Here is a 23309-nt window from a genome sequence, read left to right on the forward strand (position 1 = left end):
ATGGCTTCCGGCGTAAGACGCATCACGCGCCTTGCAGCTGCGACCGCGCTGGCAACGACGCTTGCCCCGGTCCTCGGCTGGACGAGCCTGGCCTATGCCCAAACTCCGGCGGCCAAGCCGCAGGAGCGCATGGTCGTCGACGCGCGCGAGCTCGTCTACGACAAGGACAACAACACCGTTTCCGCGGTCGGCGACGTCCAGATTCTTTATCAGGGCCGCACGATCGAGGCAGATCGCGTCGTCTATGACCGCCAGAGCAAGCGCGTGGTCGCGACCGGCAACGCCCGCATCACCGAATCCAACGGCACGGTGATCACCGGCGACCGTTTCAACCTGACCGACGACTTTCGCGACGGCTTCATCGATTCGCTGCGCGTGGTGAACACCGACAAGACCCGGTTCTCGGCACCGCGCGCCGAGCGCACCGATGGCGAGGTCTTCGTCTTCGACAAGGGCATCTACACGGCCTGCGAGCCTTGCGTCGATCAACCCGAGCGCCCGCCGTTCTGGCAGGTGCGCGCTGCCCGGATCATCCACAAGAAGTCCGAGCAGATGATCTACTACGAGGAGGCCCGGCTGGAGTTCGCCGGCATCCCGATCGCCTATATCCCGTTCATGTCGGGGCCGGACGCGACCGTTAAGCGCAAGACCGGCTTCCTGGCGCCAAAATTCATCAACACCTCGGCGCTCGGTTATGGCGTGGGCCTGCCCTACTTCATCAATCTCGCGCCGAACTACGATCTGACGGTGACGCCGACCTATCTCTCGCGCCAGGGCCTGCTCGGCGAGGTCGAGTGGCGGCATCGTTTCGTCAACGGCTCGTACAACATCCGCGCCGCCGGTATTTTCCAGCAGGAAAAGGAGGCTTTCCTATCAAGCCCCTTCGGCGCCGGTGACGACACATTCCGCGGCTCGGTCGAGAGCTCCGGCAAGGTGTTCATCAACCCGCGCTGGAATTTCAGCTGGGACGTCGCGGCAGCGACCGACCGGTTCTTCTTCAAGAACTACCGGATCCGCAGCGAGAGCATCACGGCCTCGACCTATCTGCAGGAATCGACCTCGACCGTCTCGCTCAACGGCCAGACGGCGAACGCCTGGTTCGATATGCGCGGCTATTACTTCCAGCCGCTGACCTATTACGACTGGCAGAAGCAGCAGCCGGTGGTCGGGCCGGTCGTCGACTACAACCGGCGGGTCCACAAGCCTTCCATGATCGGCGGTGAGTTGTCGTTCACCGTCAATCTGACGCATCTGACCCGCGAGGCGGCCTCCTTCAAGGAACTGCCGGTCCAGAAGACCTTCCTGATCAACACGCCGAGCTATTCACTGTTCGATGGCTGCGCGGTCTATCAGAAGGGGCAATGCCTCGTGACCGGCCTCGCTGGCTCGATCGCGCGCGCCACCGCCGAGGTCGATTGGCGGCGCAACTTCGTCGATCCGATCGGTCAGGTCTGGACGCCCTACGCCTCGCTGAGAGCGGACGTGTTCTCCCTCAACCCGAACACGACCAGCTATGCCAACACGCATGTCAACACCATCGCCGACACCTCCGACGAGGTGTTTGGACGAGCGATGCCGGCGATCGGCCTGATGTACCGGTTCCCGTTCGTCGCCTCGACCTCTTGGGGAACGCACATCCTCGAGCCGGTCGCGCAGGTCGTGGCGCGCCCGAACGAGACGAACAGCCTGCGCGTTGCCAACGAAGATTCGCAGAGTCTCGTCTTCGACGACACCAATCTGTTCGAATGGAACAAATTTTCCGGATACGATCGGGTCGAGGGCGGCAGCCGGGCGAACATCGGCCTGCGCTATAGCGGCACGTTCGGCCAGGACGCGTATGCCAACGCCTTGTTCGGACAGTCCTATCATCTCGGCGGCCGCAATTCCTATTCCAGCGGCGACCTGACCAACACCGGCCTCAACTCGGGCCTGGACACCCGCCGCTCGGACTATGTCGCCAAGGCACAGCTCCAGCCGTTCAAGGGTCTGCTGCTGCAGGCCGGTGGACGCTTCAACGAATCGACCTTCGAGCCGCAGCGCGTCGATGCCTCCGCGGCCTTCAGCTACAAGTTCCTGTCGACGACAGTCGGCTACAGCCGCTACGAACCGCAGCCCGACCTCGGCATCCCGCGCCGCCGCGAAGGTCTCAGCCTCACCCAGTCCGTCTCGTTCGCCCAGTACTGGAGCGTGCGCGGCAGCGTTCTGTTCGACCTCGACAAATTCAAGTACGATCGCGAGCGCTATCGCGATGCGCTGTCGCTCTATATGGCGAACCCTGCCAGCACCCCGAACCCGGTCTATCCGAACACCGGCCCATTCCAGACGGCGGCGGCTTCGCTGGGCCTGCGTTATCAGGATGAGTGCACGATCTTCGACGTGTCCTATTCGCAGTCCTATGCCGACAGGCAGGCGGGCTCGACCAAGGATACGCGGACGGTGATGTTCCGCCTCGAGCTGCGCACGCTCGGCGAGATCAGTTATTCGCAGAACCTGGGTACGAGCAGCTCCGGCGACGGTGTCGCGTCCAGCAATTGATGGCGCCGTTGCCGGCGTTTCCGAAGGTTATTGAAAGGGATCGCGCTTGAGCCGGCGTCTTCTGGCTCTGACTCAGGGCGATCCCGCCGGGATCGGCCCGGAGTTGGCTCTCGCCGCCTGGAGGCAGCGTGCGGTGCGCTCCATTCCGCCCTTCGCTTATCTGGGCAATTCCGACATGCTCGCCGGGCTGGTGCAGCGGCTCGGCCTCGATGTGCAGTTGCGCAATGTCGGCTGGGATGAAGCCGAAGCCTGCTTCGCGACCGCCTTGCCCGTGATCGAGCTCGACAATCGCTCGCCAGCGCGATCCGGATCTCCCGATCCGGCCAACGCAGGCGGTGTGATCGAAGCGATCGAGCGCGGCGTCGAGGCCGTCGAGGCCGGGCGAGCCGCGGCGCTCGTCACCAACCCCATCGCCAAGAGCGTGCTCTATGCCGCCGGCTTCCAGCATCCCGGCCATACCGAATTTCTGGCGGAGCTGGCGGGCCGTGGCCGGGACACGGTGCCGCGGCCGGTGATGATGATCTGGTCGGAAGGGCTCGCCGTCATTCCGGTCACCATCCATATTCCGCTGGAGGCGGTGCCGGGGCAGCTGACGACGGAGCTGATCGTCGAGACCGGCCGGATCGCGGCAGCCGACCTCGAACGCCGCTTCGGTGTCTTGCGGCCGAGGCTGGCATTGTGCGGGCTCAACCCACATGCGGGCGAAGGCGGCGCGCTCGGCAGGGAGGATGCGGCGGTGATCGCGCCGGCAGTCGAGCAACTGCGAGGGCTCGGCATCGATGCAAGCGGCCCCTATCCAGCCGACACGCTGTTCCATGCCCGGGCCCGTACCGGCTACGACGTCGCGCTCGGCATGTATCACGACCAGGCATTGATCCCGATCAAGACCATCGCCTTCGACGAGGGCGTCAACGTCACGCTCGGTCTGCCCTTCATTCGGACCTCGCCGGACCACGGCACGGCGTTCGACATCGCCGGCAAGGGCATCGCCCGGCCGGACAGCCTGTGCGCGGCGCTGAAGCTCGCAGCCCGCATGGCTGCCGCCGAGAGCAAGGCAACCACATGAGCGCCACCTCCCCGGACGGGTTGCCGCCGCTGCGCGAGGTCGTGGAGCGCCACGGTCTGATGGCGCAGAAGGCGCTCGGCCAGAACTTTCTGTTCGACCTCAATCTGACCGGCCGGATCGCGCGGTCCGCTGGACCGCTGGACGGCCAGACCATCGTCGAGATCGGTCCTGGTCCCGGGGGACTCACCCGCGCCTTGCTGGCCAATGGCGCAGGCCGGGTCATCGCCATCGAGCGCGACAGACGCTGCATGCCGGCACTGGCCGAGATCGGCGCCCATTATCCAGGTCGGCTCGAGGTCGTCGATGGCGACGCACTCGCCGTCGACCTCTCCGGCCTGCTCGGCGGCAACCAGGCCCGGATCGTCGCCAACCTGCCCTATAATATCGGCACGCCTCTGCTGGTGGGCTGGCTCAGCGCCGAGCCCTGGCCGCCCTGGTGGACCTCGCTGACGCTGATGTTCCAGCGTGAGGTGGCCGAGCGCATCGTCGCGACGCCAGAGCAGCGCGCGGCTTACGGCCGGCTCGCCGTGCTCGCCAACTGGCGTTGCGAGAGGAAGATCCTGTTCGACGTGCCGAAGACCGCCTTCGTGCCGCAGCCAAAGATCACATCCTCGATCGTCCAGCTGGTGCCGAGGCAGCATCCTGAACTATGCGATCGGCGGCTGCTCGAACGGGTCACGCTCGCTGCGTTCGGCCAGAGGCGGAAGATGCTGCGCCAAAGTCTCAAGGCCGTGCTCGCCGATCCAGCGGCAATGATCGAAACCGCCGGACTCTCACCGACCATGCGGGCGGAGGAGGTCTCGGTCAGCGGCTTCGTCGCCCTCGCCAACGCGCTGGCATCGGCGGCGCAGCGCTGATCAGCCGACCTTCTCGGCTAGCAGGGTCTCGACGAAGTCCGCCATGCCGACCGCGCGGCTGCGCTTCAACCGCTCGGCCGCCAGGATCGAACGAACCGATTCATAGGCGGCGCCGAGATCGTCATTGACGATGACGTAGTCGTAAACGCTCCAGCGTGCGATCTCGTCGCGCGCATTGTCGAGCCGGCGCGCGATCACCTCCGGCGCATCCTCGGCGCGCCGGACCAGCCGCGAGCGCAGCTCGGCCATGGAAGGTGGCAGGATGAAAATCGCGACGACGTCCTCGCGCGCCTTCTCGAGGATCTGCTGCGTGCCCTGGTAGTCGATGTCGAACAGCACATCGCGGCCGGCCTTCAACGCCTCTTCGACGGGCTTGCGCGGCGTGCCGTAGCCATTGCCATGGACTTCGGCCGATTCCAGCATCTCGTCGCGTTGGCGCAGCAGGTCGAAGGCATCGCGCTCGATGAAGCGATAATGGACACCGTCGATCTCGGAGGGGCGTTTCCCGCGCGTCGTGACCGAGATCGAAAGGTCGAGATTGGTTTCCTTTTGCGACAAGGTCCGGGTCAGCGTCGACTTGCCGGCGCCGGACGGCGACGACAGGATCAGCATCAGGCCGCGACGGGCCGGGCGGGTAGGATCGGCCATCGCCATTACTCCACGTTCTGGACCTGCTCGCGCAGCTGGTCGACGGTCGTGCGCAATTCGAGGCCGATCCGCGACAGGCCGGGATCGCCAGCCTTGGCGCAGAGCGTCGAGGCTTCCCGGCCGAACTCCTGTGCCAGGAAATCGAGCTTGCGGCCGATCGGCCCGCCCTGGGCGAGCAGTTCGCGGAGCGCCGCAACATGGGCGTGAAGCCGATCGACCTCCTCGCGGATATCGGCCTTGACCGCCAGCAGCGCAGCTTCCTGATGCAGGCGCTGCGGCTCGAAGGCCTTGCCGGTCTCCATCAACGCAGCGACCTGGGTCGCGAGTCGCGTGCGGACCGCCTCGACACTGCGAGCCGGGTGATTCTCGGCTTCGACCGTCAGGCGGGCGATGGTGTCGAGATGGCCGACGAGGATCGCCTCGAGCGCCCGCCCCTCGGCGAGCCTCGCCTGCTTCAGCGCCGCGATCGTCCCCTCCAATGCAGCGAGCACCGGCTTTTCGAGGTCGCTGAGCGTATCGCCGCCCTCCTCGGAAACCTCGACCACGCCGCGGATCGCGAGCAGACCATCAAGCGTCGCCGGGGCGATACTAGCGGGCAATTTTACCTGACTCGCGGCCTCGATCAGGGCGGCGAGCGCCTCCTGGTTGATGCGCGGACGCGCAGCAGCAGCTTCGCTGGTGATGGCGAGGCTGACATGCAAGGTGCCGCGTGCGAAGGCGGCCGAGAACTGCTTGCGCGCCGCTTCGGAGAAGCTCTCAAAACCGGTCGGGGCACGGACGCGGACATCGAGCCCCCGGCCGTTGACGCTGCGGACCTCCCAGGCCCAGGCATGCATGTCGATGGTCCCGGCCACCCGGGCGAACCCCGTCATGCTCTCGATCGCCATATCGCTCATAACCCCTTCTGGAATGCGGCGGGACCGTAGAGAGGCGCTGCGCCTGTCGCAAGCTGCCGCCACAGCAAATCTGGGAACAGAATGCCTCCGTACCCTCGATCAGCAGGCAGGCACGCCTCGTCCCGCCATATACGCGTCGGCTGCCTCGCCGAGCCGCCTGGCAGCTGCGATCAAATCGCGACTGTCATGCCCTGAGAAGCCGAGGATGAAACCCTCCGTACCGCCCGGGGAGAGGCTGGCCTCGGACAGCAATCTTGTCTCGACCGCCGCCATCGCGCGAATGCGGGCGCCGGCATCGACGGGAAGGCCGGCAGGGAGATAGGCAACCAGATGCAGGCCCTGCGGCGGAACGACGACGCGCAGCCGGCCACGGCCCGCCTCCACCAGGACCGATGCGACGGTATCGCGAGCTTGACGATAGCGCAGGCGGGCACGCCGGAGGTGCGCAGCAAACGCGCCGCTGGACATGAGCTCGGCCACAGCGTCCGACAAGAAGCCGGGCGGAAATCGATCAGCGGCACTCCTGGCCCTCATCACCCGTTCGGCAACGGCCGGAGGCAGGACGAGATAGGCAAGGCGCAAGGAGGGAAACAGCGTTTTCGAGAAGGTGCCGCTATAGATCACCCGCTCGCCGCCAAGACCGGCCAGCGCCGTGAGAGGCGGCCCGGCATAGCGAAACTCGCTGTCGTAATCATCCTCGATGATCCAGGCCTGCGCCGCATTCGCCCAATCCAGCAGCGCTACCCGCCGCGCCATGCTCATGGTGATGCCGGTCGGAAACTGATGCGAGGGAGTGACATAGGCGGCCCGTGCCGATGGAGCGCGCTTTCGGCCCTCGTCGACCCTGATGCCGTCGCCATCGACGGGCACCGGGATCAAGTGCATCTTGGCGGCTCGCAAGGTGCCATGGGCCGCGTAATAGCCCGGCTCCTCCAGCCAGATCTCATCGCCAGATGAAAGCAGGGCTTCAGCACAGAGGCGCAAGCCCTGTTGCGTGCCACTGGTGATCATGATGCAGCCTGGATCGCAACGAATGCCCCGGTTTGCTGCGAGGTGTCGGGCGATCTCTGTTCGAAGCGTCAGGCTGCCGCGTGGATCGCCATAGCCGAGCTGATCAGGGTTCGCAGCGACGATATGACGGCGAACGCCCGCGCCGAGTTGGCGCAGGAGGCGACCGTCGACATGGGTCCGCCCCAGGGCGAAGGCGCGGCTCGGAAGGGTTTCGACGTCGAGCCGGACAGGAGCCGCGGCTGACTGCGCCGCCGGCAGATCCGCAGCCACATAAGTACCGGAGCCTCGCCGAGCCTCTGCCAGCTCGTCGCTGAGGAGATGCTCGTAAGCCGCGACAACGGCATTGCGCGGCACGTCCAATTGCTCGGCCAACGCCCTGCTGGATGGCAGCTTCAGACCCGGGCTCAGATAACCGTCGACGATCGCCACCCGCAGCGCGGAGTGAACCCGCGATGCCTGATTGGGGATGCCCGGATCCAATGCGATCGGCAAGTCGAGCGTTCGCCGTGGCAAAGTGGTTGCCATTTCTTTCTTCAAAGTGGGCCTATCAGCGACCACTTCGGCATGCGACGCCTCAGAAGTCAAAGAAGGTGACTTGGGAGGCTCAACGATCATGCGTGGAATTGGTGTGAGCTTGTTGTTTGTCGGCGCATTGCTGACCGCAACAGGCTATGGCGCGACGTTCCTGCTGACGGAGCATTTTCGCAGCCTCGGCGGCAGCGAGATCGAGACTGGCAAGGTTCTGGCGGGCGCGATGGTCGGCACCTTTATCGGCGTGCCCCTGATCGGATGGGTCGGCGCCCGCTTCGGCGGCGCCCGCCTCGCCGCAATCGGGGCCGTTCTGGTCACCGCCGGATATCTGCTCCTGGCCGGTGTCGCCTCGCTCTCCAATACCATCGTGATCGCCGGCTTCATGGTCGGCTGCGGCTGGGGCATGTTTTATCTGGCCGCCCCTATGGCCGTTTCGGAACGGGTGAGCGATCTCGATCGCGGCTTCTGGTTCACGCGCTTCGGCGCGTTTCAGATGGCCGGCATCGGCGGCGGCCCGGCATTGGCGTTGTTTCTCGTCGACACTCTCGGCTTGTCGACAGCCTCGCTCTTTCGCCTGCTCGCGTTCGGCTGCGTCTGCGCCGCGGCCTGCCTATGGGCGTTCGAACTGACGACGCCTCGGCCAGCCCAGCCCCATCCAGGCAGCACAGGCGCGCCAAGGAACTGGGTTACCTCGATCGTTCCCTTGGCGGGCACCAGGGCGATCTATCCAATTCTCATGGTCGGAATTGGGGCTTGTGTCTTCACCGGCATGCTGACGTTTCAAAGCTCGCTGGCGCGCGGTAGCGGCCTCGATGCCAGTCTGTATTTCACCACCTATGCAGCCGTGGTGGTGGTCGCGCGCTTTACGCTCGCGCCCGCCATCAACCGCGCCGATGGCAATCGGATGTCAGTCCTGTTGCTGATCCTGATGTCGGCCGGCGTCCTGGTCTACTTCGCCATCGGCTATGGCGCGTCGGTGCAAGTCGTCAGCGGCATCCTGCTGGGGCTCGGCTACGGGCTGGTCTATACCGTCATTCAGACGCAGGTCGTCAACGATGCGCCGGAAGCTCACCGCACCGGCGCTCTGACATGGTTCGTGGTGTCATACTTTATCGGGATTTTCGGCTTCCCGGCGATCGGCGGCTGGCTGATCGTCCATTGGGGCACACAGGCCTTCCTCGTGGTCGTCCTCGTTTGTGCCCTGGCCGAACTTGCTCTCGCCTTGGCGCGAAATCGGTCCCGCGCGAGCAGCGCTGCGGTTCTGAACGCTCCACGCGCCTGATGTTCGCGCGCATCGTCCTGAGGCGCATCAAGGCTTCAGCGGCGGCACCTGCTTGGGGCTGTTGAGGTCGAAGGTCTTGTTCAGCAGCGGATCCCGGGTGGTGCCTTCGGAAGCGTCGAAGGCGCGGGCCCGCGTCCCGGCCGGCCCCGCTGACGCGCCAGCCTGTACCGGCTGGCCAGCCGCCGCACGGCGGTTGCCCGGAACCGGGAAGCTCTCCGGCTGAGCCTGATCGGGCGCCGTCGCGGCCTGACCGTCTGCCCGCGCCGCAGCCGGAGCTTCGGTGCGCTGATCGGGAGCCGGCGGCGGCTCGGCGCGGTCGACACCGCCATCGGTGGGCGGCCGGCCGGCCTCACGGCGAGCCGACTCGACCTGGCGCCAGCGCGCGACGTTGCGGTTGTGCTGCTCAAGGCTCTCGGCGAAGGCATGTCCGCCGCTGCCATCCGCGACGAAGTAGAGGTCCTTGGTCCGCGAATGGTTGACCACCGCCTCGAGAGCCGCGCGCCCCGGATTGGCGATCGGTCCTGGTGGCAGGCCTTCGATCACATAGGTGTTGTAGGGTGTCGCCTGGGTGATCTCGGGGCGCGTGATGCCGCGTCCGAGCGTGCCCTTGCCGCCGACGAGGCCGTAAACGATCGTCGGGTCGGATTGCAGCTTCATCTTGCGGTTCATCCGGTTGATGAAGACGCCGGCGACGCGTGGCCGTTCGTCGGCGCGTCCGGTCTCCTTCTCGACGATCGAGGCGAGGATCACCAGCTCCGCCGGCGTCTTGATCGGCAGGTCCGCCGGACGCTTGGCCCAGACTTCGTTGAGGACGCGGGTCTGGTCTCGCGTCATCCGATTGACGATGGCCTGGCGTGTCGAGCCGCGCTGGAACTTGTAGGTGTCGGGCAGGATCTGGCCCTCGCGCGGGACCTGGATGACGTCGCCGGTGAGCATATCGTTCTGCTGCAGGCGGGCAATGATCTGCTCGCTCGTCAGCCCCTCGGGGATGGTGATCGAATGCTCGACCGCCTTGCCCTCGGCGATGACGTCGAGAATATCCCTTTGGCTGGCGCGTGCCTTGAAGAGGTATTCGCCGGCCTTGAGGCTGGCGGCCTTGCCAGAGGTGTACGCCGCGACCTTGAAGGCCCAAGGGTGCTCGATCATGCCCTCGCGCTGCAGCAGATCGGCGATCTCCGTCACCCCGTGCTCCTTCGGGATGATCAGCACGCGATCAGTGGCAAGCGGCCCCGGCGCCTTGCTGCGGCCGTCGAGATAGACAATGCCGCCGCCGACAGCGCCGGCGAGGATGAGAGCCGTCGTGAACAGCCCGCTGAGCAGGGCGATAAAGGGCGAACGCCGCCGCTTGCGCGCCTTCGGCGGCGGGGCCGGCGGCGCGACAGGCTTCAACGCCTCGTTTGGACTCCTCGGCGCGACGCGAGGCGGCTGACTCATGATGCTTTCGCCCGATTCCCTGACATCGCGACCGGCAGTGCCGGCGTCGATCCGATCTAGTGGCTATGCCGGCGGCATACTGGCACGACGGCGGCGACAGGCTAGCGAAAATTGTGGCGAAAGCGCGCTTCTCGTCAGTCGACGAAGCGGCGCATCACCAGCGAGGCGTTGGTCCCGCCGAAACCGAACGAGTTCGACAGAGCGATGTCGACCTTCCGCTTCTTCGCCTTGTGCGGCACCAGATCGAGCTCGGTCTCGACGGACGGATTGTCGAGATTGATCGTCGGCGGCACGACCTGATCGCGGATGGCCAAGATCGAGAAGATCGCCTCGATCGCCCCGGCGGCACCGAGCAGATGGCCGGTCGCCGATTTGGTCGAGGACATGGCCGGTCGATTCGGAGCGTTGGCGAGCAGGCGCTCGACGGCGCGCAGCTCGATCTCGTCACCGACCTGGGTCGAGGTGCCGTGGGCGTTGATGTAGTCGAGATCCGAGGCGCGCAGACCGGCCCGCTTCAGCGCCGCCTGCATGCAGCGATAGGCGCCGTCGCCATCCTCGGAGGGCGAGGTGATGTGATAGGCATCGCCCGACATGCCGTAGCCGACGACCTCGGCATAGATTCGCGCGCCGCGCGCCTTGGCGTGATCGAGTTCCTCGAGCACCACGACGCCAGCGCCCTCGCCCATGACGAAGCCGTCGCGATCCTTGTCATAGGGGCGCGACGCCTTCTCCGGCGTCTCATTGAAACCGGTAGACAGGGCACGGCAAGCGCAGAAGCCGGCGATACCGATACGGTTGACTGCGGATTCGGCGCCGCCGGCCAGCATGACCTCGGCATCGCCGAGCGCGACCATACGGGCCGCATCGCCAATGGCATGGGCGCCGGTCGAACAGGCGGTGACGACCGCGTGGTTCGGCCCCTTCAGACCATGTTCGATCGAGACATAGCCGGCGGCCAGATTACTGAGGCGGCCGGGGATGAAGAAGGGTGAGAGCCGGCGCGGGCCGCGCTCCTTCAGCAGCAGCGAGGCCTCATAGATACCGCCCAGCCCGCCAATACCGGAGCCGATGGCTACGCCGGTCGCGATCTGGTCCTCGTAGCTCTCGGGCTTCCAACCGGAATCCCGCAGCGCCTGCGTCGCCGCGGCCATGGCGAAGATGATGAAATCATCGACCTTGCGCTGCTCCTTCGGCTCCATCCAGTCGTCGGGATTGAAGGTGCCGTTCGAGCCGTCGCCGCGCGGAACAGTGCAGGCGATCTGCGCTGGCAGATCGGACACGTCGAAGGTGGTGATCGGGCGGGCGCCGCTTTCACCAGCCAGAATGCGTGACCAGCTCGGCTCAACCCCGCAAGCAAGCGGGGTCACCATGCCTAGTCCGGTGACGACGACACGTCGCATCGGTCTTCCTCGATTCAGCCTCGGCGCGCCGAAGCGCGCCGGGACCATGGCCTTGTCAGGCCGACTTCGACAGGAACTTGACCGCGTCGCCGACGGTCACGATCGTCTCGGCCGCGTCATCGGGAATCTCGACGCCGAACTCTTCCTCGAACGCCATGACCAGCTCGACGGTGTCGAGGCTGTCCGCACCGAGGTCCTCAATGAAATTGGCGCCCTCGACCACCTTCTCCGGCTCAACGCCGAGATGCTCGATCACGATCTTCTTCACGCGCTCGGCGACATCGCTCATGGGTCTTTCCCTCAAACCTCGAAAACACACCGCTGACAGCGACGCGTGGGTGAAAACTGATTTCCCGGCTCGGACCTTCGCCTGGTGGCGGACCGCGCCGGGAGTTCATGGCTGCACAAACGCAACAACCGGGCCGGCGTCAAGTCCCAAGAGTGCCGATCGGCGCTTGGCCGGCTGGGTCATTAACATACTCGTAATAGGCTGACGAGAGCGCAGTCCATACCTTTAGACGAGTGAAAAGACCAGCCTAACAGGCTCAGATCATTGCCATTCCGCCGTTGACGTGCAGGGTCTGCCCGGTGACGTAACCGGCTTCCTCGCTGGCGAGATACGCGACAGCAGCGGCAATGTCCGCTCCCTGCCCGAGCCGCCCCATCGGAACGTCGGAAAGAATGCCCTCGCGCTGCTTCTCATTCAGCACTTCTGTCATCGGCGACTCGATGAAGCCAGGTGCGACGACGTTGACGGTGATGTTGCGGCTCGCCACCTCCGCCGCCAGCGACTTCGACATGCCGATCAGGCCGGCCTTGGAGGCGGCGTAGTTGCCTTGTCCCGGATTACCGCTCGTGCCCACAACGGAGCCGATCGAGACGATGCGGCCATAGCGTCGGCGCATCATGCTCTTCACGGCCGCACGCGAGAGCCGGAAGGCCGCGGTGAGGTTGACGGCGAGCACGAAGTCCCAGTCCTCGTCCTTGAGGCGCATGAAGAGGTTGTCGCGGGTCACGCCGGCATTGTTGACGAGGATGTCGAGCCCGCCGAGCTTGGCTTCGGCCGCCGGCACCAGCGCCTCGACCGAGTCGCGATTGGACAGATCACAAGGCGTGATTTCGGCCCGCTCGCCCAGTTCCTTCGCCAGCGCCTCCAGCGCCTCGACCCGCGTACCGGACAGGGCGACGGTCGCGCCCTGGGCATGAAGCCGGCGCGCGATGGCGCCGCCGAGACCGCCGGTGGCGCCAGTGACCAGCGCCCTCTTTCCCGTCAGATCGAGCATAGTGCCTCCCTTGTCCCGGCTCTGGCGCCGTTCAGCCCTTTTGGGCCTTGTAAGCCGCGATGTCGTCCGGCGAACCGATCGACGCCGCCGTAGCTCCCGCCGCGATGCGCTTGACCAGACCGGCGAGCACCTTGCCGGAGCCGACCTCGTAGAATTGGGTCACGCCGGCAGCTGCCATCGCCTCGACGCATTCGCGCCAGCGCACCGTACCAGTGACCTGCGCCACCAGCGAAGCACGGATCGCAGCCGGATCACTCAGCGGGGCGGCGCCGACATTGGCCATAACGGGCACGACCGGCGCCAACATTGAAACCTCGGCCAGCGCCGCCTGCATCGCTTCGGCAGCCGGCTGCATCAAGGCGCAATGGAAGGGCGCGGAGACCGGCAGGAGCATGGCACGACGCACGCCGCGCTCGCCAGCGAGCGCGATAGCCCGTTCGATCGCCGCCTTGGCGCCCGAGAGCACGACTTGGCCGCCACCATTATCATTGGCCACCTGGCAAACTTGACCCTCGGCGGCATCGGCAGCGATGGCACGGGCCTGGTCGAGCTCCACACCGAGTAGTGCCGCCATCGCACCCTCACCAGCCGGCACAGCCTTCTGCATGGCGTCGCCGCGGATGCGAAGCAGCCGGGCGGCATCGCCAATCGAGAAGGTACCAGCCGCGGCCAGCGCCGAATATTCGCCGAGCGAATGGCCGGCAACGAAGGCGGCATCGTTCTTGAGAGAGAGCCCGGCTTCAGCCTCGAGCACGCGGATGGCGGCGAGACTGACCGTCATAAGGGCGGGCTGTGCGTTGGCGGTCAGGGTCAGCTCCTCGGCCGGGCCTTCCCACATCAGGGTGGAAAGCTTCTGCGAGAGCGCGGCGTCGACTTCGTCGAAGACGGCGCGCGCGACCGGGAAGGCTTCAGCGAGTGCCTTGCCCATGCCGACCGCCTGCGAACCCTGCCCTGGAAAGATGAAAGCCGTCGCCATGCCGCAATGGTCCCGAAAATGATGCTTGGTTAACAAGATTGGGCGCACTCGCACCGTGCAGCCGGCCAAGTCAAGGCGTTTACGCGACGAAAGTCGACTTGCATCGACGTTTTCCGATGTTTTCGGCTTGCATGGCACGCCGCCACGATGTAACGACCGCCTCGGTTTGTTCGGCCGGAGGCTGAACGGACGGCGAAGCGATTCTCCAAGAAGCGTTTCGCAGGCTCCTCGTTCTTCGAGGGCCGCCGTCCCGTGTCTCCGCCTTCGAAGAAATCCTGTCGGGCCTTTATCCAGGGCTCGGAGGGCTCCGCGTCGAACGAAACCGGTGAACGAAGAAAGGCCACTTATGGCATTGTACGAGCACGTTCTGCTCGCGCGGCAAGATGTCAGCGCGCAGCAGGTCGAGGCCCTTGTCGAGCAGTTCAAGGGCATCATCGAGGCGAATGGCGGTTCCATCCCCAAGGTCGAGTACTGGGGTGTGAAGTCGCTTGGCTATCGCATCAAGAAGAACCGCAAGGCGCACTACTCGCTCCTGAACATCAACGCTCCCGCGGCCGCCGTGGCCGAGATGGAGCGCCAGATGCGCATCAACGAGGACGTGCTGCGCTTCATGACCATCCGCGTCGAGGAACTCGAGGAAGGTCAGTCGGTCATGCTGCAGAAGCGCGACCGCGACGAGCGCAGCGATCGCTTCGACCGCGGCCCCGGCGGCGGCGACCGTTTCGACCGTGACCGCGGCCCGCGCCGCGAGCGCCCGCGTCGTGAAGACGAAGCGACCACCGAAACCACCGCTGGGGAGGCCTGAGCATGTCGACTGCATCCGCCGGCGCCCGCCGCCCCTTCTTCCGCCGCCGCAAGTCCTGCCCGTTCTCGGGCGAGGGCGCGCCGAAGATCGACTACAAGGATGTGCGCCTGCTTTCGCGTTACATCTCCGAGCGCGGCAAGATCGTGCCGTCGCGCATCACGGCCGTCTCGGCCAAGAAGCAGCGTGAGCTCGCCCAGGCGATCAAGCGCGCCCGCTTCCTTGGCCTGCTGCCCTACGTCATCCGCTGAGCGGGTGAGAGTTTTCCCGGCGGCGTCCTGCGCCGCCGGGTCTTCGATTTGACATGACTTGGTCGCCAGGCGGTGAAACCCCGTCTGGTATGTTGAGGCAAGAGCCTCTCACCCTGCCCTTTTGAGCAGCGGGACAGCAGGACGGATATGCTCCCTATCGTCGGCATCGGCGCCGGGCTGGTCTCAGCCCTTTTGTTCACAGTGGTGATCACCGGATCGCCGCTGGCGTTGCTGTTGTCCTATGTCGCGCCGCTCCCGGTCTTCATCGCGGCGCTCGGCTGGAACCATCGCGCCGGGCTGGTCGCGGTCGCCGCCGGCACGCTTGCCGTCACAGTCGTGCTGAAGCTCTCGCTCGGCCTCGCCTTCGCGGTCGGCGCGGCGCTGCCGGCCTGGTGGATCGCCTATCTCGCTTTGCTGGCACGCACCGACGAAACGGGTGCGAGCGAATGGTATCCGCTCGGGCGCCTGCTCGTCTGGATCGCCGCCGTCGCGACGCTGGTGACGGTCGGCGGCGCACTCGCCATTTCAACCGACTTCGAGACCTATCGTCGCGTGATGACCCATGGGCTGCAGCTCCTGTTCAGCGGCGGCGAGGGCATCAGCCCGGTCGTGCGCTTGCCGCCCGGCGTCGATCCCGGGGAGCTCGCGGCACAGCTCGCCCTCCTTGTCCCGGTCGCTGCCGGCGCTTCCTTCGTGCCGATGATCGTCGCCAATCTCTGGCTGGCGGCGAAAGCCGTACAGCTCTCCGGCCGGCTGCCTCGGCCCTGGCCTTTCATTCCCTCGACACGCCTGCCGGCCGTGGCCGTGGCCGGGCTCGTCGGCGGGATTCTGCTGAGCTTCGCCGGCGGCTTTGTCGGGCTCGCCGGAGCGGCTTTGGCTGGGGCGCTGATCGCCGCCTTCGGGCTCACCGGGCTCGCCGCCGTGCACGATCTCAGCCGCGGCAAGGCCTGGCGGTCGCCGACCCTGTTCGCGCTCTATCTCGCGCTGGTGATCATGCTGGTCACCGTCTTCCCGTTCCTTGCGCTGTTCGGCATCGCCGATGCGCTGATCGACCTTCGCCGGCGGAAACCGCCAGCGTCGCCTGCTGCCTGAAACCCACGCCTGCCCAAGATCCTCGATTACGAACTTTGAAGGAGAAGACCCATGGAAGTGATCCTGCTCGAACGCGTCGCCAAGCTCGGCCAGATGGGTGAGACCGTGCGCGTCCGCGACGGCTATGCCCGCAATTTCCTGCTCGCCCGCGGCAAGGCCCTGCGCGCCACCGAAGAAAACAAGAAGCGCTTCGAGACCCAGCGTGCCCAGCTCGAGACCCGCAACCTCGAGCTGAAGCGCGAGGCCGATTCGGTCGCCGAGAGCCTGAACGGCCAGTCGGTGGTGATCCTGCGCCAGTCCGGCGAATCCGGTGTGCTCTACGGCTCGGTCTCGACCCGCGACATCGCCGAGGCGCTGAGCGCTGCAGGCTTCTCGGTCGACCGCAACCAGGTCACGCTCAACACCCCGATCAAGACGCTCGGCCTGCATACCCTCCCGGTCGTGCTGCATCCGGAGGTCTCGGTCACCGTCACTGTGAACGTCGCCCGCTCCGCCCAGGAAGCCGAGCGCCAGGCTGCCGGCGAGAACGTCACGGCCCGCGAAGAGTTCGATCTGGACGATCTCGGCCTCGAGGTCGGTGCGGCGCTGGCCGAGGCCGGCGACAACGACGACCGCTGAGCACTTCCAGACGCTTACCCGAGTCAACGGGCGCCGTGGCAACACGGCGCCCTTTTTCATGCGCTGTGGACAGCGGGGTTGAGTCAGTGCTATTGAGAATGTTCTTATTTTGTTCAGGTTCATGACTCACGGGCGTTGACCTATCCAAAACCATGTCCAGCGCCACCGCCCTCGTCACCCGCCTCGACGCCAGTCGCGAGGCGAACTTCCGTGTCCAGCCTCACAACATCGAGGCGGAGCAGGCACTGCTGGGCGCGATCCTGGTCAACAACGACGCGTTCTACCGCGTCTCGGACTTCCTGCTGCCCGACCATTTCTTCGAGGAGCTGCATCGGCGCATCTTCGAGATGACGGCGAGCCTGATCCGCGCCGGCAAGATCGCGACGCCGATCACACTCAAGACCTTCATCGGCGAGATCGATCTCGGCGGCGTCACGGCGCCCCAGTACCTGGCGCGGCTTGCGGCCGAGGCGACGACTGTCATCAACGCCGGCGACTATGGCCGCACGGTCTACGATCTCGCCATCCGCCGCCAGCTGATCGGCGTCGGCGAGGAGCTGGTCAACGTCGCCTATGATGCGCCGGTCGAGATGGCTCCGCGCGAGCAGATCGAGGATGCCGAACGCAAGCTCTATGCGCTCGCCGAGAAAGGCCGCTATGAGGGCGGTTTCCAGAAATTCGACGGAGCGCTCCGGCTCGCCATCGACATGGCGGCCAGCGCCTTCCAGCGCGCCGGCGGTCTCTCGGGCATCTCGTCAGGCCTGCGCGATCTCGACCAGCGCATGGGCGGCCTGCAGCGCTCCGACCTGATCGTGCTCGCCGGCCGCCCGGCCATGGGCAAGACCTCGCTCGCCACCAACATCGCCTTCAACATGGCCAAGGCCTGGCGCGGCGAGCGCCAGGAGGATGGCACGCTCAAATCGGTCGACGGCGCCATCGTCGGTTTCTTCTCGCTCGAAATGTCGGCCGATCAGCTCGCCACCCGTATTGTGGCCGAGCAATCGGGCATCTCCTCCTACAAGATCAGACAGGGCCGCATCACCGAGGGCGATTTCGCCCGACTGACCGACGTCGCTGCCCAGATCGAGAAGCTGCCGCTCTATATCGACCAGACCGGCGGCATCTCGATCGCCCAGCTCGTCGCCCGCGCCCGAAGGCTGCAGCGCCAGAAGGGGCTCGACATCCTGTTCATCGACTACCTGCAACTGCTCTCCGGCTCTTCGAAGAATGGCCAGAACCGCGTGCAGGAGCTGACCGAGATCACCACCAGCCTGAAGGCGCTGGCCAAGGAGCTCAACGTCCCGATCGTCGCGCTCTCACAGCTCTCGCGACAGGTCGAGAGTCGCGACGACAAGCGCCCGCAGCTCTCGGACCTGCGTGAATCCGGCTCGATCGAGCAGGACGCCGACGTGGTCATGTTCGTCTATCGCGAGGAGTATTATCTCAAGGGGAAGGAGCCCCGGCCGGGCACCGACGAGCACAACAAGTGGCAGATCGAAATGGAGGCAGCCCATGGGCTCGCCGAACTCATCATCGGCAAGCAGCGCCACGGCCCGACCGGAACCGTCGCCTTGCAGTTCGACGCCGACGTGACGCGCTTCTCCGACAGGGCTGACCAGAGCCATCTACCGGAACGTCTCGAATGAACTCCTTCGATACTCCTGAAAACGCCGGCTATGGCGCGCTGCTGACCATCGATCTTGACGCGCTCGCCGCCAATTGGCGCATGCTCCGCCAGCGCGCCGGGACGGAAGCGTCCGCCGTGGTCAAGGCCAATGCCTACGGCATCGGCATCGAACCGGCTGTCACCGCGCTCACCAAAGCCGGCTGCAAAACCTTCTTCGTCGCGCATCTCTCGGAAGCGGTGCGCGCCCGCGCCGTCGCCCCGGACGCGACGATCTACGTGCTCAACGGCCTCGCACCGGAGAGCGGCGGCACTTTCGCCGAGCACGATCTTTCGCCGGTGCTGGGCTCGCATGAGGAACTGCTCGAATGGGCCGGCTTCCGGCAGAGAGGCGCCAAGGTCAGGCCGGCGGCGCTGCATGTCGACACCGCCATGAACCGCCTCGGGCTTTGGCCAGGCGAAGGGCTCGACCTGGCGCGCGAGAAGAGCGGGGTCATCGCCGCAGCCGGGATCGGGCTGCTGATGAGCCATTTTGCCTCCTCCGAGGTGGTCGACGATCCGGCCAATGCCCGGCAGATCGCTGCCTTCGCCGAAATCGCCGCGGCCTTCCCCGGCGTGCCGGCATCACTGCTGAATTCCTCCGGCCATTTCCTGCCGAACTGTCCCTCCTATCAGCTCACCCGGCCGGGCTATGCGCTCTATGGCGGCAATCCGACCCCCGGAAAGCCGAACCCGATGCGGCCAGTCGTCGGGCTAGAGGCCCGGATCATCCAGCTGCGCGAGGTCCAAGCCGGGATGCAGGTTGGCTATAACGGCACCTGGACAGCGAAGGGCCGGAGCAAGCTCGCCACCATCTGCCTCGGCTACGCCGACGGCTATCCGCGCAATGGCAGCTGGACCGACCACTCGCAGGGCGGCTCGGCGCTGGTCGGCGGCGTGCGCTGCCCCTTCGTCGGCACGGTCTCGATGGACCTGATCATCGTCGACATCTCCGATGCGCCGGCCGACGCAGCCGTGCGCGGTGCACCTGTAACGCTGATCGGCGGCGAGCTCGACCTCGAAGCGGTTGGTGCCGGCGCCAAGACGATCGGCTACGAGATTCTGACCAGCCTCGGCCGCCGCCACGCGCGGCGCTATGTCGGGCTCTAGGCTTTAAATGGCCAAGCGCGGCCCGACCTATACCTGCCAGGCCTGCGGCGCGGTCTATCATCGCTGGCAGGGCAAATGCGACGCCTGCGGAACCTGGTCGTCGCTGTCGGAGGAGGCGCAAGCTGCGCCGGTCCCCGGTGGCGGCCGGTTATCCTCGGGCGGACGGGCGCGTGGCCGCATCTTCGCGCTGGAGAGCCTGAAGGGCGAGACGCAGGATGCACCCCGCATCGTCTCCGGCATCGGCGAGCTCGATCGCGTCACCGGCGGCGGCTTCGTGCCGGGCTCGGTCCTCCTGATCGGCGGCGATCCCGGCATCGGCAAGTCGACGCTGCTGATGCAGGCCTGCGCCGCCATGGCCCTGACCGGCCGGCGCGTCGTCTATGTCTCGGGCGAGGAATCGACCGGCCAGGTCCGGCTCAGGGCCCAGCGCATGGGTCTCGCCGAGGCGCCGGTCGATCTCGCGGCCGAGACCAATATCGAGGACATCATCGCAACGCTTGGGCAAGGCGAGCGCCCTGCCCTCGTGGTGATCGATTCGATCCAGACCATGTGGTCGTCAGAGGTCGAGAGCGCGCCTGGCACGGTGACGCAGGTGCGCGGCTCGGCGCAGGCGCTGATTCGCTATGCCAAGACCTCGGGCGCCTGCCTGATCCTGGTCGGCCATGTCACCAAGGATGGCCAGATCGCCGGGCCGCGCGTCGTCGAGCACATGGTCGACGCAGTGCTGTCCTTCGAAGGCGAAGGCACGCACGCCTTCCGCATCCTGCGTGGCCAGAAGAACCGCTTCGGCGCGACCGACGAGATCGGCGTCTTCGAGATGACCGGCGCCGGTCTCTCCGAAGTGGGTAACCCTTCTGCCCTTTTTCTCGCCGGCCGGGACCAAGATGCGCCGGGCGCAGCCGTGCTCGCCAGCATTGAGGGCACGCGGCCGGTGCTGGTCGAAATCCAGGCGCTGGTGGCGCCGAGCGCGCTCGGGACGCCGCGCCGCGCCGTGGTCGGCTGGGAGAACAGCCGCCTTGCCATGGTGCTGGCGGTGCTGGAAACGCATGGCGGGCTGAAGCTCGGCCAGCATGACGTCTATCTCAATGTCGCAGGCGGCCTGCGCGTCGGCGAGCCGGCAGCGGACCTCGCGGTGGCTGCGGCGCTGATCTCCTCGCTGACCGGAGCGATCCTGCCCTCGGGCGCGGTCCATTTCGGCGAGATCGCACTCTCGGGCGCGATCCGGCCGGTTTCGGTCGCTGCGGCCCGGCTGCGCGAAGCGGCGAAGCTCGGTTTCGAAAGCGCGGTGCTGCCTTCCGCCGGAGCCGATATCGGCGACGGCAACGGCTTGAGATTGCGGCGGCTGAGCCATGTCGGTGAGCTCGTAGCGGAGATTGCGGCGAGCGCGCCTCGAGCCCGTTCCCGCCAGCCTGCGGCGCAGGGTGATCGATAAAATGGTCTCGATTCTCAAGGGAGAGACGGATTCACCGATCAGACTGAACAGCCTGATCGGTGACAGCTCTCGCCGCAGTGCAAAATGAGCCGACTGCATGGGTGACGCGCGGCACGCGAGCGGGTATAGCAAAATCCGCCCGGCCCACCCATTTGACGCGTGCCGGCCCCGATTTTGCAGCGAAGCGGCCCTGACATGCCTGTGACAATTCTCGATCTCGTCGTCATCGGCGTGGTGTTGATCTCGGCTTTGCTGGCAGCCGTGCGTGGTCTGACGCGCGAAGTGCTGGCGATCGCCTCCTGGGCGGCCGCGGCCGTCGTCGCTTGGATCTTCCATCCGCAATTGATGCCGCTCGCCGAGCAGTACATCCCCAACAAGACCGTGGCCCTGGTCGCAGTGATCGCCGCGCTCTTCCTCGGCACGCTGATCGTGGTCTCGCTGATCACGGCGCGGATCTCGGACTTCGTGCTCGATTCGCGCATCGGCGCGCTCGACCGCACTCTCGGCTTCGTCTTCGGCGCCGCCCGCGGCCTGCTGCTCGCCGTGGTCGGCTATCTGTTCTTCATGACCCTGATGGGTGACAAGAACCTGCCGACCTGGGCCAAGGACGCACGAGCCAAGCCGCTTCTCGAAGAAACCGGGCGCAGCTTGTTGACCATGCTGCCGCAGGACCTGAATTCCGACTTCTTCAAGAAGCTTATTCCGACGAAGGGCGGCTCCGAGCCCACGGAAGCTCCGGCAGAAGAGCCGCGCACGCCAGGCGCCACTCCGCCGGCCGGCAGCCCCGCCCCGGCCGATCCGCAGCGCCGCACGCAGGCGCCTGCCACCGATCGGCAGGCGCTGCAGCGCGTGATCGATTCGTCCGCTCCGGCCACCACCGGCGCGACACCCGCCCCGGCGCAACGCCGGCCCTGACTGGAGTATAATGCCGCGATGGAGCCTGCGATGAGCCAGATCCACGATGCCGACGCCGTGTTCGACCCGAACGCCGATCGTTTGCGCGAGGAGTGCGGCGTCTTCGGCATCTTCGGCCATGCCGACGCCGCGGCGCTGACCGCGCTCGGCCTGCATGCGCTCCAGCATCGCGGCCAGGAAGCCACCGGCATCGTCTCCTTCGATGGCCACCGCTTCCATACCGAGCGCCAGCTCGGCCTCGTCGGCGACGCCTTCTCGGACGCCAGCGTGATCGAGAAGCTCAAGGGCAAGCAAGCGATCGGCCACGTCCGTTACTCGACCACCGGCGAGACCATCCTGCGCAACGTCCAGCCGCTCTTCTCCGAGCTGCATGGCGGCGGCTTCGCGGTGGCCCATAACGGCAACCTAACCAACGGGCTGACGTTGCGGCGCAACCTCGTGCGCGACGGCGCGATCTACCAGTCGACCTCAGACACCGAGGTCCTGCTGCATCTGGTGGCCCGCAGCCGCAAGGCGAAGTTCATCGAGCGCTTCATCGACGCGCTGCGCCAGATCGAGGGCGCCTATGCCTTCGTCGGCATCACCAACAAGAAGCTGGTCGGCGCGCGCGATCCGCTCGGCATCCGCCCGCTGGTGCTCGGCGACCTTAATGGCTGCCCGATCCTGACCTCCGAGACCTGTGCGCTCGACATCATCGGCGCCAAGTTCGTCCGCGAGATCGAAAATGGCGAGGTCGTCGTCATCTCCGAGCAGGGCATCGAGAGCCACAAGCCCTTCCCGCCGGTGCCGGAACGGCCCTGCATCTTCGAGTACATCTATTTCGCCCGGCCGGATTCGATCGTGAAAGGCCGCAGCATCTATGAGCGCCGCAAGGCGATGGGTGCTCAGCTCGCTTCGGAGGCACCAGCCGATGCCGACGTGATCGTGCCTGTGCCGGATTCCGGCGTGCCGGCAGCGCTCGGCTACGCCCAGGCGAGCGGCATTCCGTTCGAGCTTGGCATCATCCGCAACCACTATGTCGGCCGCACCTTCATCGAGCCCACGCAGAAGGTTCGCGAACTCGGCGTGCGCCTGAAGCATTCGGCCAATCGCAGCGTGGTCGAAGGCAAGCGCATCGTGCTGGTCGACGACTCCATTGTGCGCGGCACGACGTCGCTGAAGATCGTCAAGATGATGCGCGAGGCCGGCGCCCGCGAGGTGCATTTCCGCATCTCGTCGCCGCCGATCACCCATCCCGACTATTACGGCATCGACACGCCCGACCAGGCAAAACTGCTCGCCGCGACCCATACGCTCGAGGAGATGCGCCAGTTCGTCGGCGCCGATTCCCTCGCCTTCATCTCGGTTAACGGGCTCTACAAGGCGATGGGGCATGAGCAGCGCGATCCGACCCGACCGCAGTTCACCGACCATTGCTTCACCGGGGACTATCCGACCTCGCTGACCGATGTCATCGGCGAGAGCGCCAAGCAGCAAATCTCGCTTCTGGCCGCCGGCTGACCCTTTC

General features: G+C 66.1%; 21 protein-coding genes. 13 read left to right on the forward strand and 8 right to left on the reverse strand.

Annotated elements, in window-relative coordinates:
• The 3 genes from BLM15_RS07085 to rsmA are packed head-to-tail and all read left to right on the forward strand — an operon-like array spanning position 1 to position 4458.
• Positions 1-2535, forward strand: coding sequence for an LPS-assembly protein LptD (locus tag BLM15_RS07085; RefSeq protein ID WP_126111673.1), 2535 nt, complete (start codon positions 1-3; stop codon positions 2533-2535).
• A gap of 46 nt (positions 2536-2581) precedes the next feature.
• Positions 2582-3601, forward strand: coding sequence for a 4-hydroxythreonine-4-phosphate dehydrogenase PdxA (gene pdxA / locus BLM15_RS07090; RefSeq protein ID WP_126111675.1), 1020 nt, complete (start codon positions 2582-2584; stop codon positions 3599-3601).
• Positions 3598-4458, forward strand: coding sequence for a 16S rRNA (adenine(1518)-N(6)/adenine(1519)-N(6))-dimethyltransferase RsmA (gene rsmA / locus BLM15_RS07095; protein ID WP_126111677.1), 861 nt, complete (start codon positions 3598-3600; stop codon positions 4456-4458). The genes pdxA and rsmA overlap by 4 nt, the downstream gene beginning before the upstream one ends.
• Here the strand turns inward: rsmA and gmk are convergent, their stop codons facing one another.
• The 3 genes from gmk to pdxR form a co-directional block, all read right to left on the reverse strand.
• The gene (gene gmk, locus BLM15_RS07100) at positions 4459-5112 is read right to left on the reverse strand and encodes a guanylate kinase (protein ID WP_442859434.1); all 654 of its coding nucleotides are present in this window, start codon (positions 5110-5112) and stop codon (positions 4459-4461) included.
• Positions 5112-5993, reverse strand: coding sequence for a YicC/YloC family endoribonuclease (locus BLM15_RS07105; protein ID WP_126116096.1), 882 nt, complete (start codon positions 5991-5993; stop codon positions 5112-5114). Before BLM15_RS07105 ends, gmk begins: the two co-directional genes overlap by 1 nt.
• A gap of 108 nt (positions 5994-6101) precedes the next feature.
• The gene (pdxR, locus tag BLM15_RS07110; RefSeq protein WP_236846597.1) at positions 6102-7628 is read right to left on the reverse strand and encodes a MocR-like pyridoxine biosynthesis transcription factor PdxR; all 1527 of its coding nucleotides are present in this window, start codon (positions 7626-7628) and stop codon (positions 6102-6104) included.
• Here pdxR and BLM15_RS07115 point away from each other — a divergent pair.
• Positions 7627-8826 (forward strand): MFS transporter, encoded by a 1200-nt coding sequence (locus BLM15_RS07115; RefSeq protein WP_164547422.1) that lies wholly within the window; start codon positions 7627-7629, stop codon positions 8824-8826. The genes pdxR and BLM15_RS07115 overlap by 2 nt on opposite strands.
• A 27-nt stretch (positions 8827-8853) precedes the next feature.
• On the opposite strand, the gene mltG is transcribed toward BLM15_RS07115, so the two are convergent.
• The 5 genes from mltG to fabD form a co-directional block, all read right to left on the reverse strand.
• Complete coding sequence (mltG, locus tag BLM15_RS07120; RefSeq protein ID WP_126111683.1) at positions 8854-10260, reverse strand: endolytic transglycosylase MltG; 1407 nt, start codon at positions 10258-10260, stop codon at positions 8854-8856.
• Positions 10261-10394: 134 nt separating this feature from the next.
• On the reverse strand, positions 10395-11660 hold the full coding sequence (gene fabF, locus BLM15_RS07125; protein ID WP_126111685.1) for a beta-ketoacyl-ACP synthase II: 1266 nt from the start codon (positions 11658-11660) through the stop codon (positions 10395-10397).
• A 55-nt stretch (positions 11661-11715) separates the two neighbouring features.
• Positions 11716-11949 carry an acyl carrier protein gene (locus tag BLM15_RS07130; RefSeq protein WP_043236751.1) on the reverse strand — a complete coding sequence of 78 codons (234 nt, stop codon included), beginning with the start codon at positions 11947-11949 and terminating at the stop codon, positions 11716-11718.
• 256 nt (positions 11950-12205) lie between these two features.
• The gene (gene fabG, locus BLM15_RS07135) at positions 12206-12943 is read right to left on the reverse strand and encodes a 3-oxoacyl-[acyl-carrier-protein] reductase (protein ID WP_126111687.1); all 738 of its coding nucleotides are present in this window, start codon (positions 12941-12943) and stop codon (positions 12206-12208) included.
• 31 nt (positions 12944-12974) lie between these two features.
• The gene (gene fabD / locus BLM15_RS07140) at positions 12975-13919 is read right to left on the reverse strand and encodes an ACP S-malonyltransferase (RefSeq protein ID WP_126111689.1); all 945 of its coding nucleotides are present in this window, start codon (positions 13917-13919) and stop codon (positions 12975-12977) included.
• Between the two features lie 346 nt (positions 13920-14265).
• Between fabD and rpsF the strand changes: the two genes are divergently transcribed.
• From rpsF to purF, 9 genes are all read left to right on the forward strand, one after another.
• Positions 14266-14724, forward strand: coding sequence for a 30S ribosomal protein S6 (gene rpsF / locus BLM15_RS07145; RefSeq protein WP_126111691.1), 459 nt, complete (start codon positions 14266-14268; stop codon positions 14722-14724).
• 2 nt (positions 14725-14726) lie between these two features.
• Positions 14727-14972: a 30S ribosomal protein S18 gene (gene rpsR, locus BLM15_RS07150; protein ID WP_038367644.1), complete on the forward strand. Its 246-nt coding sequence runs from the start codon at positions 14727-14729 to the stop codon at positions 14970-14972.
• A gap of 147 nt (positions 14973-15119) precedes the next feature.
• Complete coding sequence (locus tag BLM15_RS07155; protein ID WP_126111693.1) at positions 15120-16064, forward strand: YybS family protein; 945 nt, start codon at positions 15120-15122, stop codon at positions 16062-16064.
• Between the two features lie 51 nt (positions 16065-16115).
• Positions 16116-16682: a 50S ribosomal protein L9 gene (gene rplI / locus BLM15_RS07160; protein WP_126111695.1), complete on the forward strand. Its 567-nt coding sequence runs from the start codon at positions 16116-16118 to the stop codon at positions 16680-16682.
• 152 nt (positions 16683-16834) lie between these two features.
• Entirely contained in the window at positions 16835-18328 is a 1494-nt protein-coding gene (locus tag BLM15_RS07165; RefSeq protein WP_126111697.1) for a replicative DNA helicase, read from the forward strand.
• The gene (gene alr, locus BLM15_RS07170) at positions 18325-19455 is read left to right on the forward strand and encodes an alanine racemase (protein ID WP_126111699.1); all 1131 of its coding nucleotides are present in this window, start codon (positions 18325-18327) and stop codon (positions 19453-19455) included. Before BLM15_RS07165 ends, alr begins: the two co-directional genes overlap by 4 nt.
• A gap of 7 nt (positions 19456-19462) precedes the next feature.
• The gene (gene radA, locus BLM15_RS07175) at positions 19463-20887 is read left to right on the forward strand and encodes a DNA repair protein RadA (protein WP_126111701.1); all 1425 of its coding nucleotides are present in this window, start codon (positions 19463-19465) and stop codon (positions 20885-20887) included.
• 195 nt (positions 20888-21082) lie between these two features.
• Positions 21083-21802 carry a CvpA family protein gene (locus tag BLM15_RS07180; protein ID WP_126111703.1) on the forward strand — a complete coding sequence of 240 codons (720 nt, stop codon included), beginning with the start codon at positions 21083-21085 and terminating at the stop codon, positions 21800-21802.
• Between the two features lie 30 nt (positions 21803-21832).
• Positions 21833-23302 (forward strand): amidophosphoribosyltransferase, encoded by a 1470-nt coding sequence (gene purF, locus BLM15_RS07185; RefSeq protein ID WP_236846598.1) that lies wholly within the window; start codon positions 21833-21835, stop codon positions 23300-23302.
• The last annotated feature ends 7 nt before the right edge of the window (positions 23303-23309 follow it).

This window comes from Bosea sp. Tri-49 (genome assembly GCF_003952665.1).
In the GTDB taxonomy this organism is placed as follows: domain Bacteria; phylum Pseudomonadota; class Alphaproteobacteria; order Rhizobiales; family Beijerinckiaceae; genus Allobosea.

What these genes read in the sequence shown, in the direction of transcription:
- BLM15_RS07085 (WP_126111673.1), top strand. Translation starts at nt 1, where the DNA reads ATGGCTTCCGGCGTAAGACGCATCACGCGCCTTGCAGCTGCGACCGCG.
- rsmA (WP_126111677.1), top strand. Translation starts at nt 3,598, where the DNA reads ATGAGCGCCACCTCCCCGGACGGGTTGCCGCCGCTGCGCGAGGTCGTG.
- gmk (WP_442859434.1), bottom strand. Translation starts at nt 5,112, where the DNA reads ATGGCGATGGCCGATCCTACCCGCCCGGCCCGTCGCGGCCTGATGCTG.
- BLM15_RS07105 (WP_126116096.1), bottom strand. Translation starts at nt 5,993, where the DNA reads ATGGCGATCGAGAGCATGACGGGGTTCGCCCGGGTGGCCGGGACCATC.
- BLM15_RS07115 (WP_164547422.1), top strand. Translation starts at nt 7,627, where the DNA reads ATGCGTGGAATTGGTGTGAGCTTGTTGTTTGTCGGCGCATTGCTGACC.
- pdxR (WP_236846597.1), bottom strand. Translation starts at nt 7,628, where the DNA reads ATGATCGTTGAGCCTCCCAAGTCACCTTCTTTGACTTCTGAGGCGTCG.
- mltG (WP_126111683.1), bottom strand. Translation starts at nt 10,260, where the DNA reads ATGAGTCAGCCGCCTCGCGTCGCGCCGAGGAGTCCAAACGAGGCGTTG.
- fabF (WP_126111685.1), bottom strand. Translation starts at nt 11,660, where the DNA reads ATGCGACGTGTCGTCGTCACCGGACTAGGCATGGTGACCCCGCTTGCT.
- BLM15_RS07130 (WP_043236751.1), bottom strand. Translation starts at nt 11,949, where the DNA reads ATGAGCGATGTCGCCGAGCGCGTGAAGAAGATCGTGATCGAGCATCTC.
- fabG (WP_126111687.1), bottom strand. Translation starts at nt 12,943, where the DNA reads ATGCTCGATCTGACGGGAAAGAGGGCGCTGGTCACTGGCGCCACCGGC.
- fabD (WP_126111689.1), bottom strand. Translation starts at nt 13,919, where the DNA reads ATGGCGACGGCTTTCATCTTTCCAGGGCAGGGTTCGCAGGCGGTCGGC.
- rpsF (WP_126111691.1), top strand. Translation starts at nt 14,266, where the DNA reads ATGGCATTGTACGAGCACGTTCTGCTCGCGCGGCAAGATGTCAGCGCG.
- rpsR (WP_038367644.1), top strand. Translation starts at nt 14,727, where the DNA reads ATGTCGACTGCATCCGCCGGCGCCCGCCGCCCCTTCTTCCGCCGCCGC.
- BLM15_RS07155 (WP_126111693.1), top strand. Translation starts at nt 15,120, where the DNA reads ATGCTCCCTATCGTCGGCATCGGCGCCGGGCTGGTCTCAGCCCTTTTG.
- rplI (WP_126111695.1), top strand. Translation starts at nt 16,116, where the DNA reads ATGGAAGTGATCCTGCTCGAACGCGTCGCCAAGCTCGGCCAGATGGGT.
- BLM15_RS07165 (WP_126111697.1), top strand. Translation starts at nt 16,835, where the DNA reads ATGTCCAGCGCCACCGCCCTCGTCACCCGCCTCGACGCCAGTCGCGAG.
- alr (WP_126111699.1), top strand. Translation starts at nt 18,325, where the DNA reads ATGAACTCCTTCGATACTCCTGAAAACGCCGGCTATGGCGCGCTGCTG.
- radA (WP_126111701.1), top strand. Translation starts at nt 19,463, where the DNA reads ATGGCCAAGCGCGGCCCGACCTATACCTGCCAGGCCTGCGGCGCGGTC.
- BLM15_RS07180 (WP_126111703.1), top strand. Translation starts at nt 21,083, where the DNA reads ATGCCTGTGACAATTCTCGATCTCGTCGTCATCGGCGTGGTGTTGATC.
- purF (WP_236846598.1), top strand. Translation starts at nt 21,833, where the DNA reads ATGAGCCAGATCCACGATGCCGACGCCGTGTTCGACCCGAACGCCGAT.